We start from the raw sequence: 15,501 nt of genomic DNA on the forward strand, positions 1-15,501 counted from the left end.
CGACAGCAAGCATTAAACGCCCATCTTCACACCCAGGACCACCTTTTTTACCTTATCAATGAAGTGTATCATCTCTCTGGGTTTGGCAGCCCTCCTACTGACCAGCGTGGGCTGCTCCCGTAATGAAGTACCTTCTCAGGAAATGGAAGGGTATAGCTTCATCAGAAACCCCAAGGGGACTTCGGCCCAGGAAGCTATGGCAATGATTCTGGGACAGGTCAACGCAGCACAGGCCCAGGAAGCGGCTGCCGCTGGTGAAGATCAGTACACGGGCTTGGGACAAGTAAACGAGGATGGCACAGTAGAGCTACCCCGCCCTGCCAATACCGACTACCTGGTTGTAGCCGACAGCGCCGCATTCCAACACGTGCTTGAAGCCCAGGACGTAGTATCAGCGCAACCTGCCGGCTCGGCTGCTCCCATCGATTTTAAACACGAGTTTGTCGTGCTGCTTATCCACCCACCCATCGGGGCGGCGGGGGCTACGTTCGAAGATGAACTGGAAGCGGAGGCCGCCGATAATACCGTCCGGTTGGTGCTGTCGTCGACTTCCAAGCCGGCCACAGCGTTGCAGGGAGTTAGCTACGGCGAGCCTAAATATCAGGTTAGCATGTATAAGCTGGCCAAAAAGGGCTTCAAACGGGCACAGGTTATGTTTGCCGAGCAGGAGGCAGAGGCCCCGGCGGTATACGTGCCGCTGTAGGTCCTGCAAGCACCCAGCCAGTTAGCGGCCAGTAGCTGATGCTAACCTGGCTACTGGCCCTGCTGGCCTTGCTCGGCTTTCTGCTGAAACTTTTCAATCGTGTCGAGCACCCGCTCGGGGTGCACGTCCTGGGCCAGCTCGGGGATTTCCGGATCCTGGGCTTCCTGGACATCCATTTTCCGGGCTATTTCCCGGACCAGAATCACCAGCCGGGTTATTTCGTGCTCACTGAGCAGGCTGACCTGCAGGTTGAGGTCGGCGCGCTTGTCGGCCAGGGCGGCCATGCGGTTTTGGCTGATGAGCACGAAGGTGGACAGGAAAATAGCCTCCACGGAAGCTTCCATGGCCAGAATCACCAACGACGGGTCGAAGGGCTTGAGGCCCAGCCAGCCCACGTTCCACAGAATCCAGCCGGTGAACAAGACCAGGTGAATCAGCACGAAGGTCATGCTGCCGGTGAATTTGGTTACGGCGTCGGCGGTGCGGTCCTGCCAGGTCTTTTGCTTTTCCTCGGCCTGCTGCCGCTGCAGCAGCGCCTGGATATTGCGCTCCACTACCTGGGCCATTCCGCCGCGGGCAGCTTGCTCAGAGTTAGGAGAAGAATCAGGGACAACCATGGGGCTCCAGATGATATTGCCCTTGTATACGGGCGGCCCGAAAATGGCAGCTGCGCCGTAGCTGCCATCTTTTTTTACAAGTCTGGTAGCCTTTCAGCCGCTAGGGTGGCAGGGCCTGCTCCCAGCAGTTAGGTTATAAAAAAAGCGGCTCCTGAAGAATCAGGAGCCGCTTCTCATTTTTTACTGAGCCTATCAGGACTTTGCCACTAGCCAGCGGCGCACTGCGTGGCCTTTCCACAGCCACAAGCCCGATAAAATCACAACGGGCATAAAGACGTAGCGCACGGCAAAGGCGGCCCGGGGAATATCGGCAACGGGACCATAAATGAACCCCAGGATGGGAATACTGAGCAGCAGGTGCAGCCAGCGGATAACTTTGCGTTCGGTAGCGGCCTTCATGACGCTGGCAGCAAGAAGCTTTACTCGGCCGCCGCCGTTTGGGGAGTTTCGAAAGCCGAGCGGCGCATCCAGGGCGGGCCGCAGCTGGCGCGCATTTTCTGGCGGAATTTCTCCTGCTCTTCGGGCGTCATGCCGGCCATGCGGCTTTCCATTTTCTGCTTCCAGTCGTTGCGGTGTTGCTGCCACTTGCGGCTGAAGCCGGGCCGACCACCACCGCCTTTAAAGCCGGTGAGCAGGCGGGTGAGCAGCAGCAAACCCAGGGTTTGCCAGAAGCTAATGACCGGGCCGTGGAAAAGCTCGGGTACCAGCCAGTTCCAGAGGCTCATCGTAGCGTAGCCCATAACGGCCACGAACAAAGTACCCAGGACAATGAATTTGAGGACGCGCAGCGCCCAGAATTTACGGTTCATGATGTTAAATGTGCTTATTAACGTCTAATGCGGTAATGTGCTTGTGTTCTACTCCTTGAAGTAGCATTTCTGTGCAGTCAACGGTTAAGTTGTTACAGCACATGAGCCCATTAATCATTCGCCCATTAATCGGTGAACAAGTTGGTGTAAAGCGCCTGCAGGCGCTGGCGCAAATGCTGCACGGCGTAGTGCTTGCGCGAAATCAGGGTTTTGAGCGGGACGCCGGTTTCCTCGACCAGTTCCTTGAAGCTGCGGCCCTCCAGCTCGTGCCAGACGAATACGTCGCGCTGGTTTTTGGGCAATTCCTCCAGGGCTTCAGCCAGAGCCTCCATCAGGGTTTCGCGGAGCAGGCGGTTTTCGGGGGCGTCATCGTCGGCGGGCAACACGTCGGCCAGCAACAGGGAGCCTTCCTCATTGTCGTCGGCGTAGCGGAGCATTTCCTCTTCCAGCGAAGCCGTTTTCTTTTTACGGTAGAGGTCGGTGATGCGGTTGCGGGCCACGCGAAACAGCCAGGAGGCTACTTTCTCGACGGGCTTGAGCATCCGGTAGCTTTCAACCAGCTCCCCGAAGACATCCTGCAGAATATCTTCGGCGTCGTCCGGGTCGGGTACGCGGCGGCGGATGAAAGCCAGCAGCCGGCCGCGCTGCTGCTGCACAGCCTCCTGAATCTGCCGGTCCTGTCCTCTCATCGTGCCTACGGGCAAGGCGTTTAGTGCTAGTGCGTCCATTCTGACTAAGCAGACGCGGAAGGCAGCAAAATACTTTATCGGCACCAGAATATTTTGCGGGATATATAGCGGAGCAGCAAATGAAAAGAACGTCCTGTTTCCCGTTGGCCGACAGGCCGGACGAATTAAATGTTTCTAATTCCTTGCTGATGGCCCTTTCCTGCCGGCCGCAACGGCCAGAACTGTACTTTTCCCTGTGGATTTACCGATTTTCAGGATACCTTTGCCAGCTAATTCACCCCAGCTGAGCTTTGGCTGGGCCTCTTTGCCTTGTCCGCTGACCCCACTGCATGGAACAGACCATCCCGGAAGTCATTCGCACCGTCCCGCTTGAGTATTACATATACTTCGCCACGGCGCTATTTGCCATCGGCGTAACGGGCGTGCTAACCCGGCGCAATGCCATTATCATCTTCATGTGCGTGGAGCTGATGCTCAATGCCGTAAACGTGCTGCTGACGGCCTTTTCCGCCTACCGCTCCGACCCCAACGGGCAAATCTTCGTGTTTTTCATCATGGCCGTGGCCGCCGCCGAAGTATCGGTTGGCCTGGGCATCATTGTGATGATTTACCGCAATTTCCAGAATACCGACGTCAATCTGCTTAACCGTCTTAAGTGGTAATGATAACTCGCCTGTCATCCTAAGCCACGCGAAGGACCTTACCGCGCCAGAACGAGTCGTTCAACAGTGTAAGGTCCTTCGCAAGCTCAGGATGACAGACGGTTTTCTTATAGCATACTCCTTATGCAAGAAACTGTAATACCCGCAGCCGGCGCCCCCTTTTCCACGCTGCTGTACGTGCTGATTCCACTGCTGCCGTTTTTGGGTTTTCTCATCAATGGCCTGCTCAATAAAAAACTCTCGGGCACGGTGGCCGGGGCCATCAGCAGCCTGATGGTGCTGGGCTCCTTCCTGATTGCGGTAACGCTGTTCTGGGAATTTCTGCACCCCACGGCCCAGTGGGTGGCCCCCGGCGCTACGGCCCACCAGGCTTACACGGTGAAACTCTTCGACTGGATTTCGGTCGGCACGATGCAGATTCCCTTCACCTACCAGATTGACCAGCTCAGCCTAGTGATGCTGCTGCTGGTGACGGGCGTGGGCTTCCTGATTCACGTCTACAGCATCGGCTACATGCACCACGACGAGAACGTGGGCAAGTTTTTCGCCTTTCTGAACCTGTTCGTATTCAGCATGCTGGTGCTGGTAATGGGCGCCAACTTCGTGATTCTGTTCATTGGCTGGGAAGGCGTGGGGCTCTGCTCCTACCTGCTCATCGGCTTCTGGAACAAGGAAACGGCCAACAACAACGCCGCCAAGAAGGCCTTTATCATCAACCGCGTCGGGGACCTGGGCTTTTTGCTGGGTATCTTCCTGATCTACCTCACCTTCGACTCGGTGCAGTACGGGGAGGTTTTCCACAAGGCCTCGACCCTGCAAATCGGCACGGGCGTCGTCACGGCCATTACCCTGCTGCTCTTCGTGGGCGCCATGGGTAAGTCGGCCCAGCTGCCGCTCTACACCTGGCTGCCCGACGCCATGGCCGGCCCCACCCCGGTTTCGGCCCTGATTCACGCCGCTACCATGGTAACGGCCGGTATCTACATGGTGCTGCGCGCCAACGTACTCTTCACCCTGGCCCCCGACACGCTCCACGTTGTGGCCTGGATTGGCGGCATCACCGCTTTGTTTGCCGCTACCATCGGCCTGGCCCAGAACGACATTAAGAAAGTGCTGGCCTACTCCACGGTTTCCCAGCTCGGCTACATGTTCCTGGCCCTGGGCGTCATGGGTTACAGCACCTCGCTGTTTCACGTGTTGACCCACGCCTTCTTCAAAGCTCTGATGTTCCTGGGTGCCGGCTCCGTGATTCACGCCATGAGCAACGAGCAGGACATTCGCCGCATGGGCGGCCTGCGCAAAGCGCTGCCGGTTACCTTCCTCACGTTCTTTATTGGCTGCCTGGCTATTTCGGGCATTCCACCTTTCTCGGGCTTCTTTTCCAAAGACGAAATCCTGGAGCACGCCTTCCAGCACAACAAGATTCTGTGGGGCATGGGCTTGCTGACGGCCTTCCTGACGGCTTTTTACATGTTCCGCCTGCTGTTCCTGACCTTCTTCGGCGAGTTCCGGGGCACCGAGGAGCAGAAGCACCACCTGCACGAGTCGCCGGCTAGCATGACCCTGCCGCTGGTTGTGCTGGCAATTCTGGCTGCCGTGGGAGGCTTCATGGGCGCCCCGATGTTCCTGGGCAAGCACTACCTGGCCGATTATCTGGCTCCGCTCTTTACCTACTCGAAAGCTCTCAACCCGGAAGCTTTTGCCTCGGAGCTGGACCACGGCACTGAGCTGATGCTCATTGGTTTGTCGGTAGCGGCCGGCGTGCTGGGCATCCTCTTCGCCTACGTGCAGTACGTGAGCCGCCGGGTGCGCCCCGCTGAGGACGACGCCCAACGCTCGGCTCCCGAAAGCCTGGTGTACCACAAATACTACATCGACGAGCTCTACAACGGCATCTTCGTGCGGCCCATCATGGGCCTGTCGAAAGGCTTGTACCGCTACGTGGAGCAGGGCGTTATTGACCCCATCGTGAATGGCTTCGGCCGCGTGACGCTGGGTGGCGGGCAGCTCTTGCGCTACGTGCAAACCGGTTACGTGGGCCTCTACCTGATTCTGATGGTTGTCGGCATCGTGCTGATTCTAGCCCTGAACCTGGTGCGGCTGTAGCCACTCGAAGTAGTGATGAAGATGCTCCTACTAGCCGATGTTGCTCCTGAGTTTTCCCCGTTTGGGCTACTCGTTCTTTTAGGCTGCTACTTTCTACCCGCTTTTTACGGTCGTAAGCAACCGAATTATTGGACTGTCCTCTTAGTCAATACAATGTTGGGCTGGACATTTATTGGCTGGTTATACGCTCTTAACCTAGCGCTGGAACCAACTCCTGCCGACAGAGAAGCCGTTGTTGCTTTTCGTTCTAAACGTAGCCCGAACAACCTACTTAGCTAATGCTGACTGCCTTTTTACTCTTCTTTCCCGTCGCGGCGGCGCTGCTGCTGCACTTTGCCAAGGGCAATGCGGCGCGGGTAATGGCCCTGGGGGCAGCCCTGGTGGAATTTGCCGTGGCCGTGTTTGCCGCCGTTACGGCCGCTTCGAATATGACGCCCGGCAACAGCGAGGCCGCCTATTCCACGTTTGTCGTCAACATTCCCTGGATAGCCTCGGCTGGTATCAACTTCCACATTGGCATGGACGGGCTGAGTTTGCTGCTGGTGCTGCTGACCACCTTTCTGGTGCCGCTCATCATCCTGGCATCCTTCCGCCACGACTATCCCAACGCCTCGGCCTTCTACGCCCTGATTCTGTTCATGCAGACCGGCCTGATCGGTGTGTTCGTGTCGCTGGATGCCTTCCTGTTCTACTTCTTCTGGGAAGTGGCCCTGATTCCGATTTACTTCCTGGCCGGCGTCTGGGGCTCGGAACGCCGCATTGCCGTCACCTTCAAGTTTTTCCTGTACACCATTATCGGCTCGCTCTTCATGCTGGCCGCCTTCGTGTACCTCTACTTCCAGACCGGCGCCAATGGTGCGGTCCGCTCCTCCGACATTGCCGCTTTCTACAACCTGACGCTGACGGCTTCGCAGCAGGCTTGGGTGTTCTGGCTGATCTTCATTGCCTTCGCCGTGAAGATGCCGATTTTCCCCTTCCACACCTGGCAGCCCGACACCTACACCGAAAGCCCCGTGCCCGCCACCATGCTGCTCTCGGGCATCATGCTCAAAATGGGTATCTACGGCACGCTGCGCTGGCTGCTGCCCATCGTCCCGCTCGGTACCAGCCAGTGGGGTAAGCTGGTGATGATTCTCGCGGTTATCGGCATTATCTACGGCGCTATTATCGCCATTCGCCAGCGCGACATGAAGCGGCTTATTGCTTATTCGTCGCTCTCCCACGTGGGCTTGATGGCCGCCGGCGTATTCTCGCTGACCTTCATGGGCCTGCAGGGTGCCGTGATTCAGATGCTGGCCCACGGTGTGAACGTAGTCGGCATGTTCTTTATCGGCGACATTATCCAGCGCCGCACCGGCACCCGGCAGATTGCGGAGCTAGGCGGCCTGACCAAGCACACGCCGCTCTTGTCGGTATGCTTCCTGGTGCTGCTGCTCGGTACCGTGGCGTTGCCGCTCACCAACGGTTTCGTGGGTGAATTCCTCTTGCTGGCCGGCGTGTACCAGTACAACATGTGGCTGGGCGCCGTGGCGGGTGTTACCATTATTCTGGCGGCCGTGTACCTGCTGCGCATGTTCCAGCGCGTGATGCTGGGCCCCGAAACCTCCTTTACTTCGACTATCCAGGATTTGACCGGCAGCGAGCTGGCCGTGCTGGTGCCCCTGATTGTGCTCGTGTTCTGGATTGGCTTGTTCCCCAATACCTTCCTGCGCATCTCGGAGCCCGCTGTACTGCAGATCTTAACCCTTGTGGGTAAACGCTAAGCCCTGATTCCGACGACATGACCTCCATCATTCTGCTCTCCGTTCTCGGCATCGTTAACCTGTTTCTCGGGTTCCTGAAGTCCAACAAAATCCTGCTGCCGGCGGCCATGGTCATTCTGGCCCTGGTCTTCGGTGCCAACCTGCTCGACTGGAATGCGTCCCAGACGTATTTCAACAACATGCTCACCATCGACCGGTACTCGGTGGCCTTTACCGGCATCGTAGTACTCTCGACGCTGCTGCTGATTCCCTTCTCGGAGAAATACGTGCGCGACGGCCAGGAAAACCTGGCGGAGTACTACTCCCTGCTGCTCTTCTCGCTCGTGGGCGCCATTATGATGGTTAGCTACGATAACCTGCTGATGCTCTTCGTAGGCATCGAAATCCTGAGCGTGTCAATGTACGTGGTGGCCGGTTCCGACAAGCGCAACGTGCGCTCCAACGAAGCGGCCCTGAAGTACTTCCTGATGGGCTCCTTTGCCACCGGCATCCTGCTCTTCGGCATTGCGTTGGTGTATGGCGCTACCGGCACCTTCCAGCTTACCGACATCAACGCGGGCATCGTCAACCCCGCCAATGCCTCGCTGCAGCCCATGCTCTACATCGGCATGCTGCTCATGTTCATCGGTATCAGCTTTAAAGTATCGGCCGCGCCCTTCCACTACTGGACGCCCGACGTGTACGAAGGCACCCCGACCTTCTTCACGGCCTTCATGAGCACGGTGGTGAAAACGGCTGGTTTTGCTGGTTTCTTCAAGCTGCTGATGGCCGCCTTCTTCGCCGCCAAAGGCTTCTGGGTGCCGACGCTGATGGCCATTACCGTCCTGACGCTGCTCATCGGCAACGTGGGCGCCGTGGCCCAGTCCAGCGTGAAGCGGATGCTGGCTTACTCCAGTATTTCGCACGCCGGCTACCTGTTCATTGCCCTGATTGCGGTGAACGGCAAGCTCTCGGCCAACGCCATTTTCTTTTACTCCCTGGCTTACTCCATTGCCACAATAGCGGCCTTCGCCGTGCTCAAGCTGGTATCGGATCAGCGGCAGCGCGAAGACTACGCCGGTTTCAACGGCCTGGCCAAAACCAATCCGCTGCTGGCCTTTGTGATGACCGTGGCCATGCTGTCCTTGGCCGGTATTCCGCTCACCGGCGGCTTCTTCGGCAAGTTCTTCACCTTCGGCGCGGCCATCGACCGGGGCTATGTGGGCCTGGTGGTCTTCGCCGTCGTCATGTCGATGGTCAGCATTTACTACTACCTGCGCCCCATCATTGCCATGTACATGCAGCCTGCCGAAGACGAAACCGCCGAGCCCGTGGCAGTAAGCGGCTTTCAATCGGCGGTGCTGGTGCTGCTGGCCCTGCTAACGGTGGTGCTGGGCGTATTGCCGGGCTTGTTCAGCGAAGTATTCAAGTAAGCTGGCTCCCTGGCTTACCCAACAGAAAGAGCGGCCCTGAGGGCCGCTCTTTCTGTTTTCTGCCGGTTTGAGTCAAGATTATTTCTGGGTTACCCGAATGCTGATGCGGCGATTCAGGGCCCGGCCGACGGGCGTAGCGTTGCTGGCCACGCCGTGCTTGCCCCCATAGCCCTTGGCCTCCAGCCGGCTCAGCGGAATGCCCATGGCCACCAGCTCCGACAGGGCCACGTTGGCTCGGTCCTGGCTAAGCTTGAGGTTGGCCAGTACGCTGCCGGTGCTGTCGGTGTAGCCGCCAATCTTGGCCCGGGCGTTGGGGAAGCTCTTCAGAATGCTGGCCACGTTGCGCAGCTGCTGCCGCGACTCGTCGGTGAGCGAAGCTTTCTTAGCGTCGAAGTTGACCCGGTCGAAGTTGATCCAGCCCTTGGTGCGGTTCACGGGGTCGACCTGCACGGCGGGGTTGGCCAGGAAGGTGTAGAGCCGGTTTTCGGTGGAGTTGACGCCCACGGTCTGGCTGCTACCGTCGACCATGGTTAGCGTTACGGGGCGGCCGGGGTCGTAGACGTAGGTATCGAGGGCCGCGTCGTAGTGGCCGCCGGGAGCTGCCGGAGCTTCGCCGCTACCGAAGCCAGCGGGGGTGGTGCCGGGCGCTGACGCGGCGCTGGTTAGGGCCAGGACGGCCGGATTGGTGGCTACGGCCCCATTGCCGGCCTTGTCACGCATTACGAAGTACTCGGCCCCGGCGCCCAGCACTACCAGTGCCAGCACCCAGGCCCAGCGGGAGGCGGAAGTTGCGGGCGGATTGTCCGTTGCCGGGGCGGCGGGTGAACTGTAGGTGTGCCCGCCACCCACCGGCGCCCAGGTGCCGACGCCTGGCTCGGGCACGGTGCTGGCCGGGACTTCGGGCCGGACCAGGCGCCCGGATGCCGGCTCGGCGCTGAATGGGCCCACCGAGCTGCCGGGCAGCAAGGCTTCGAGCACCTGGGTCCGCTGGCTTTTCAGGAAGCTGAGCAGCTCCTCGGGGTTCAGGTGGTGCAGGGTGGCGTAGCTGGCCAGGCGGTGCAGCACGGCCTGGGCCACAATGGCCAGCAGGGTTTCTACCGACGGCGGCTGAATGGCCGTGGCCGTGGCAATGCGGGCTACGGTGGCGCCGTAGGCCTCGCCCAGCAAGGCCCGCATCAGGTCGGAGCGGCGCTGCAGGGTGTCGGCCGTGAGCAGGTTGGGCAGCGCGCCCGATTCGGCGGCTTCGTGGGTTAGGGTCCAGAGGACTTCCGGGCCACCGGGCCGCTCGGCGCGGCCCATGAAACTACTGAGAATAAGCGGGGTAATCTTGCCTAAAGCCTTCCGAACTCCCTCCTCACTCTCGCCCACCACTACGCTGGTCTGGCTTACGGTATTACCCGTAAAGTACGTTTCAACTTCTTCCAGTAGGTTCTGATGCATACTTGTCGAGGTTAACGTGTCTGATAGATAATAATACTAATTTTTATTTAAATATTACCAAATATATTCTTTTCTGCATTTCTTTTCCCACTCCCACTATCTCCGACCAAAACCCCTTAAAACCAGTTAGGCCCCGGTTTCAAGTTGAAACGGGGCCTGACTGGCAACTGTGGAAACCGGAATTTTACACGCGTTTCATCACGGCGCTGATGCCGTCGGCGTAGATGACGGCCTCGTCGGCGAAGGGCTGCTCGCCACGGAATTTCTGCAACAGCCGGGCCGTGGTAATGATGTCCTTCTGGCAGTAGTGCACGATGCGCGGCAAGTCGTTGTCGGTGTAGTACACCCGGGCTACGTCGGCGCCGGTGATGTCGTCTTTGGGCGTGGGAATGTTGAACAAGCCCGCCAGCAGCGACAGGGAGGTGTAGGATTTCCGGTCGCCGAACTTCCAGAGCTCCATCGTGTCGAGGTGGGCAATTTCCCAGGGCTTCTTGCCGGCAATATCGAGCTGGGGCGGCAGCGGCAGCCCGTTGATGAGCAGGCGGCGGCCCAGGTAGGGAAAGTCGAATTCCTTGCCGTTGTGGGCGCAGAGCAGGTAATTGGGCTTACGGGCCAGCAAGGCCGAAAACTCGCGCAGCATGGTTACCTCGTCGTGGTCGGCGAAGCTCTTGACCCGGAAGCGCCACAGCTCTTCCTGCTTGTCGAAGGTGAAGCAACCCACCGAGATGCATACTACCCGGCCAAACTCGGCGTAGATGCCGGCCTGCTCAAAGAGGGAGGCGGCTTCGAGGTGGGAAGGCATTTCCTCCACGTCGGCGCGGGAGGAGCTCCAGCCTTTTTCGCGGCGCAGGGCGTGGCACTTATGCTCCCAGAGCAGGCGCAACATGTCGTTCAGCTCATCGTGGCAGCCTACGCAGGGCACGGTTTCGATGTCGAGCACGAAGACCTGTTCCAGGGAAATATTGCGTAAAATCTGCATAGCGAAGCGCGCCAACCGGTATTTGAATATCGAAGATAACCGCCCGGCGCAAGAATCGTCTTAAAAATGTGCGGGCCGTTTTCGGCCAGCCGGCTGGTTTACGGCCTTGGCAGGAGCCCAAAACTACGCCGCCCGGCCTCCGGCGGTGTGAAACCGGAAGTCGGGCGGCGGATGTCGGAAGCCAAAGCGCGCGGGGCAATTACCGCCGTTCAGGCCAGGGCGGGGCGGCCCCGGAGCCATAACCCTACTAACACAATCAGCACTTGGCGGCGTGGTTTTGGCATGGCGTCCGACAATTTAGGAAGTAAAAATCCAACGGCTCCGCTTACCCTCTGCATGGCGGATTCGGCGGGGCCATTGGTCATGCTCAAGTTGCAGCATTCCGCGTCCCCAATCAATCACATGATTATGTGAGTAGCCCGGGGCCGCGGCCTAGGTCAGGCCCTGACGCAGGGCTTTAGACACGGCCTCGGTCATGGAGCGCACGTGCAGTTTTTCGTAGATTTTCTTGATGTGGGACCGGACCGTGTCGATGCTGATGCCCCGGTCGGCGGCAATCATCTTGTAGCTGTAGCCCTCCACGAGCAAACCCAGAATTTCCTGCTCCCGGGCGCTGAGGTTGGCCGGCGACTCGTCGGTGGCGGTGGCCATCGGCGGCTTGGAGCGCGGAAACAGGCGCAGCACCTGCCGGGCAATGGCGGGCGTCATGGGGGCCCCACCCAGGCGCACCTCCCCAATGGCGTCGAGCAGCTTCACGGGCGGCGTTTTCTTGAGCAGGTAGCCGTCGGCGCCGGCGCAGATGGCTTCAAATACCCGGTCGTTGTCCTCAAACACGGTCAGCATCACCACGTTGACCTGGGGCGCCGACTTCTTAATGCGCTTGAGGCCCTCGATGCCGTTGATGCCGGGCATGTCGATATCCATCAGGATAACGTCGGGGGTAAGGCGGGCTACGTCGGCCGTGGCTTGGGTGCAGTTGCCCAGCGCGCCCACCAGCTCCAGGCCCGGCGAGCCGGCGAGCAGCTGGCTCAGGCTGGCCCGCAGGTCGGAGTTATCTTCGTAAATCAGGACGCGGGTGGGAGTTTCCATAGGGTTCGGCTAGCGGAGTTTGCGAAGGTAAAGATACGGTGCCCGGGGCCCTGGTTGAGCCTACATGATAATGTGAGCAACTTTTCAGCGGCCGGTTTTCGGCAATTTTAATCCTATAAATCAGCTTTTTAGCGGCACGTTCAGGCGCAGCACCGTGCCCTGACCGGGGGCCGTCTGAATGTCGAGCACGCCCTTCATGGCGGCGGCCCGGCTGTTCATATTGGTCAGGCCATTGCCGCCGCCCTGGGCCGGGGCCTGGGGGTCGAAACCCACGCCGTCGTCCTGCACGGTGAGTACCAGCCGCTGGTGCTCGTAGGCCAGGGTAATGGCCGCCTCGGTGCACTGGGCGTACTTGGCCAGGTTATTTACGGCTTCCTTAAACAAGAGAAAAAACTCCCGCCGGGCCCGCATATTCAGCCGCAGCCCGGCAATGGACGGGTCGGCGCGGAAGGTGAAGTCGATGCCGCGGGCTTCGAGCACGTCGGAGGCGAAGCTGCGCATGCGGGCCACCACATCGTCCATGGAGTCGTGGGCCGGGTTGATGGTCCAGACGATGTCGTCCATGGCGTCGAGCATGCGGCGCGAGGAGTCGCCAATCTGGTCGAGCAGGGCCGTGGCCTGGTCGGTACGCTGGTTGTGCTGGTGAGTGCGGGCAATCTGGCTCAGGATGGAAATGCTGCTGAGCGTGGAACCCATGTCGTCGTGCAGGTCGCGGGCAATGTTGTGGCGCACCCGCTCCAGGGCCAGCAGCTGGCGCACCCGCAGGCGGTAGGCCAGGAACAGCAGCCCAAACAGCACCCAGCTAATCAGAATCCGGAACCACCAGGTGCCGTACCAGTGGGGCTGCACCACGATGGTGAGGGCCGTGCCCCGGGGGTTCCAGATTCCGTCGTTGTTGGTGGCCCGTACCCGAAAAGTATAGGTGCCCGGGTCGAGGTTGGTATAAGTGGCTTCGCGCTTGGTGCCGGCCTGCACCCAGTCGGGGTCGAAGTTTTCGAGCATGTAGGCGTAGCGGTTTTTCTCCGGCAGGCGGAAGTTCAGGGCCGCAAACTCCACGGAAAAGAAATAATCCTGGGGGCCCAGCACGATGCGGCGGCGCACGGTAATGCTGGTATCGAGCTCCACAGGCTGGTTGAACTTGCGGAAGCCGGTGAGCACCACGGGCGGCGGCACGGCGTTGGTACGCACGGCGCCGGGCTGGAAGCTGACCAAGCCCTGCACCCCGCCAAAGTAGAGCCGCCCGCTGGGGCTGGCGTAGTAGCCGCCGGCGTTGAACTCGTCGAAGGGCAGTCCGTCGCGGGTGTCGAAGGTATAGAACTGGTTGTTGGCCGGCGTGAAGCGGGCCAGGCCCTTGTTGGTGGAAAGCCAGAGGTGCTGCTGGGCGTCTTCCAGCACGCCGTATACCACGTCGTTGGGCAGGCCCTGGGGCTCCCGGAAAGTAGTGAAAATGCCCCGGCGCGCGTCGTCGAGGCGGCAGAGGCCCCCGCCCTCGGTGCCCACCCAGAGCTGGCCGGCGTGGTCTTCCAGGATAGAGCGCACGAAGTTGCTGCTCAGGCTGCGCGGGTTTCGGTCGTCGGTGCGGAAGGCCGAAAACTGGCCCGTGACGGGGTTGTAGCAGCACAGCCCGCCCCCGCCGGTGCCCACCCACACCCGGCCGGTGCGGTCCTGGTGCACCACGCGCACGAAGTTGTTGCTCAGGCTGCGCGGGTTGGCCGGGTCGTTGCGGAAGCTAGTAAAGCCGTCTTTGTCCGGCTCGAAGCGGTTCAGCCCGCCTTCGGTACCCACCCACAGCCGCCCGTCGGGTCCTTCGTAAATGGTCCGGATAAAGTCTTCACTGATAGTATTTTTTACGGCCGGGTCGTGGCGGTAGTGCCGGAACCGGGTGGCGCCGGGCTCCAAGCAGTCGAGGCCCTGGCTCTGGGTGCCTACCCACAAGCGGCCTTGCCGGTCGAAGCACAGGGCCCGCACGAAGTCCTCACTCAGGCTACCGGGGTCCTGGGGGTGGTGCCGAAACTCCCGGCGCTGGCCCGTGGCGGGATTGTAGCTCACCAGGCCCAGGCTTTCGGTACCCACCCACACCGTCCCGGCCGCGTCTTCGGCCACGGCCCACACCGGACCGTTGGGCCGGCCGGCCAGGCCCGGATAGGCGGCAAAGGCACTGGGCTGGGCTTCGAAGCTGCTGATGCCGCCCTCAGTGCCGGTCCAGAGCAGGCCCGAGCGGTCCTGAAACACGGACAGCACCACGTTGTCGGGCAGGGAATGCACGACCCCGCTCTGGTGCTGGTACGTGGTGAACGTGTGGGCCACGGGCTGGTAGCGCACCAGCCCCTTGTTGGTACCAATCCAGACGTGCTGCTGCTGGTCGAGAAACAGGGCCCGGATAGCCTCCCCCGGTCCGGCCGCCACCCGCTGCCCAATACCCTGGCGCGGACCGGTGGCCGGCACATACCAGAGCCCGTCGGTTTCGGTGCCCACCCACAGCCCACCCTGCTTATCGGGCTGCAGGGCCGTAATGGCGCTGGTAGGGGCCCAGCGCGGATCGGCTTCGAGGTAGCCGGTGGCCGGGTTCAGGCGGCTGATTCGACCTTCGCCGGTGCCCACCCAGAGCGTACCCGTGGCCGACTGCGTAATGGCCCGGACGGAGTTGCGGCGCAGGTTTTCGGGCAGGCTGGCCGCGTGCACGAAGCGCTGAAAATGGTTTTTGCGGGGCTCAAAGCGGTGCAAGCCGCCTTCGGTGCCGGCCCACACCCGCCCCTGCCGGTCGCAGTACACGACGCGCACAAAGTTGTCGGCCAGCCCGTTCTCATCGGTGGGCTCGTACTCAAAGGAGCGGAAACGGCCCGTTACGTGGTTGTAGCGGCACAGCCCCCCCCCGCCGGTGCCCACCCAGAGCTGGCCCTGCTGGTCTTCGGTCAACGACAAGATGAAGTTGCTGCTCAGGCTGCCCGAGCGTTGGGGGTCGTTGCGAAACACCCGAAACTCTACTCCGTCGTAGCGGCTCAACCCATCCTGGGTGCCAAACCACAGAAAGCCCCGCCGGTCCTGCACAATGCTGTAGACGCTGTTTTCCGACAGGCCCTGGGCCGCCGTCAGCGTATGAAAGGTCAGGGCGGAAGAGGTTTGGGCGCGGGCCACGACGGCCAGACTCACCAGCAGCCCCAGCAGCCCCAGTCGCCGCCACGCGGCCAACAGGTTGGTCATAGGAAAGACAATGAATAGTCGGAACCAGCCG

14 protein-coding genes are annotated in these 15,501 nt (G+C 60.5%); 6 read left to right on the plus strand and 8 right to left on the minus strand.

Going from position 1 to position 15,501, the window contains the following annotated elements:
- Positions 1-82 precede the first annotated feature (82 nt).
- Positions 83-703 carry a hypothetical protein gene (locus tag CLV45_RS24280; protein WP_157807772.1) on the plus strand — a complete coding sequence of 207 codons (621 nt, stop codon included), beginning with the start codon at positions 83-85 and terminating at the stop codon, positions 701-703.
- 50 nt (positions 704-753) lie between these two features.
- Here CLV45_RS24280 and CLV45_RS24285 read toward each other — a convergent pair whose 3' ends face one another.
- The 4 genes from CLV45_RS24285 to CLV45_RS24300 all read right to left on the minus strand — a co-directional run bounded on the left by CLV45_RS24285 (position 754) and on the right by CLV45_RS24300 (position 2,857).
- On the minus strand, positions 754-1,320 hold the full coding sequence (locus CLV45_RS24285) for a DUF1003 domain-containing protein (RefSeq protein WP_100339105.1): 567 nt from the start codon (positions 1,318-1,320) through the stop codon (positions 754-756).
- Positions 1,321-1,512: 192 nt separating this feature from the next.
- On the minus strand, positions 1,513-1,719 hold the full coding sequence (locus CLV45_RS24290; protein WP_100339106.1) for a hypothetical protein: 207 nt from the start codon (positions 1,717-1,719) through the stop codon (positions 1,513-1,515).
- A gap of 20 nt (positions 1,720-1,739) precedes the next feature.
- Entirely contained in the window at positions 1,740-2,129 is a 390-nt protein-coding gene (locus tag CLV45_RS24295; RefSeq protein ID WP_211289997.1) for a hypothetical protein, read from the minus strand.
- A gap of 125 nt (positions 2,130-2,254) precedes the next feature.
- Positions 2,255-2,857, minus strand: a complete 603-nt coding sequence (locus tag CLV45_RS24300) for an RNA polymerase sigma factor (RefSeq protein WP_245882984.1) — start codon at positions 2,855-2,857, stop codon at positions 2,255-2,257.
- A gap of 290 nt (positions 2,858-3,147) precedes the next feature.
- On the opposite strand from CLV45_RS24300, the gene nuoK reads away from it, so the two are divergent.
- From nuoK to CLV45_RS24325, 5 genes are all read left to right on the plus strand, one after another.
- Positions 3,148-3,480 (plus strand): NADH-quinone oxidoreductase subunit NuoK, encoded by a 333-nt coding sequence (gene nuoK / locus CLV45_RS24305; protein WP_100339108.1) that lies wholly within the window; start codon positions 3,148-3,150, stop codon positions 3,478-3,480.
- 123 nt (positions 3,481-3,603) lie between these two features.
- Complete coding sequence (gene nuoL, locus CLV45_RS24310) at positions 3,604-5,586, plus strand: NADH-quinone oxidoreductase subunit L (protein ID WP_100339109.1); 1,983 nt, start codon at positions 3,604-3,606, stop codon at positions 5,584-5,586.
- A 21-nt stretch (positions 5,587-5,607) separates the two neighbouring features.
- The gene (locus CLV45_RS25635) at positions 5,608-5,865 is read left to right on the plus strand and encodes a superinfection immunity protein (RefSeq protein ID WP_394338494.1); all 258 of its coding nucleotides are present in this window, start codon (positions 5,608-5,610) and stop codon (positions 5,863-5,865) included.
- A complete protein-coding gene (locus tag CLV45_RS24320; RefSeq protein ID WP_100339111.1) occupies positions 5,865-7,349 on the plus strand; it encodes a complex I subunit 4 family protein in 1,485 nt (494 codons plus the stop codon). The genes CLV45_RS25635 and CLV45_RS24320 overlap by 1 nt, the downstream gene beginning before the upstream one ends.
- Before the next feature lie 17 nt (positions 7,350-7,366).
- Complete coding sequence (locus tag CLV45_RS24325) at positions 7,367-8,761, plus strand: NADH-quinone oxidoreductase subunit N (RefSeq protein WP_100339112.1); 1,395 nt, start codon at positions 7,367-7,369, stop codon at positions 8,759-8,761.
- A gap of 78 nt (positions 8,762-8,839) precedes the next feature.
- On the opposite strand, the gene CLV45_RS24330 is transcribed toward CLV45_RS24325, so the two are convergent.
- The 4 genes from CLV45_RS24330 to CLV45_RS24345 form a co-directional block, all read right to left on the minus strand.
- Complete coding sequence (locus CLV45_RS24330) at positions 8,840-10,201, minus strand: OmpA family protein (protein WP_100339113.1); 1,362 nt, start codon at positions 10,199-10,201, stop codon at positions 8,840-8,842.
- 184 nt (positions 10,202-10,385) lie between these two features.
- Positions 10,386-11,180, minus strand: coding sequence for a 3'-5' exonuclease (locus tag CLV45_RS24335; protein WP_245882985.1), 795 nt, complete (start codon positions 11,178-11,180; stop codon positions 10,386-10,388).
- A gap of 432 nt (positions 11,181-11,612) precedes the next feature.
- Positions 11,613-12,269, minus strand: a complete 657-nt coding sequence (locus tag CLV45_RS24340) for a response regulator (protein WP_100339114.1) — start codon at positions 12,267-12,269, stop codon at positions 11,613-11,615.
- A 120-nt stretch (positions 12,270-12,389) separates the two neighbouring features.
- Positions 12,390-15,470 carry a sensor histidine kinase gene (locus CLV45_RS24345; RefSeq protein WP_100339115.1) on the minus strand — a complete coding sequence of 1,027 codons (3,081 nt, stop codon included), beginning with the start codon at positions 15,468-15,470 and terminating at the stop codon, positions 12,390-12,392.
- Between the last annotated feature and the right edge of the window lie 31 nt (positions 15,471-15,501).

Origin of the sequence: Hymenobacter chitinivorans DSM 11115 (genome assembly GCF_002797555.1) — a bacterium.
GTDB lineage: Bacteria > Bacteroidota > Bacteroidia > Cytophagales > Hymenobacteraceae > Hymenobacter > Hymenobacter chitinivorans.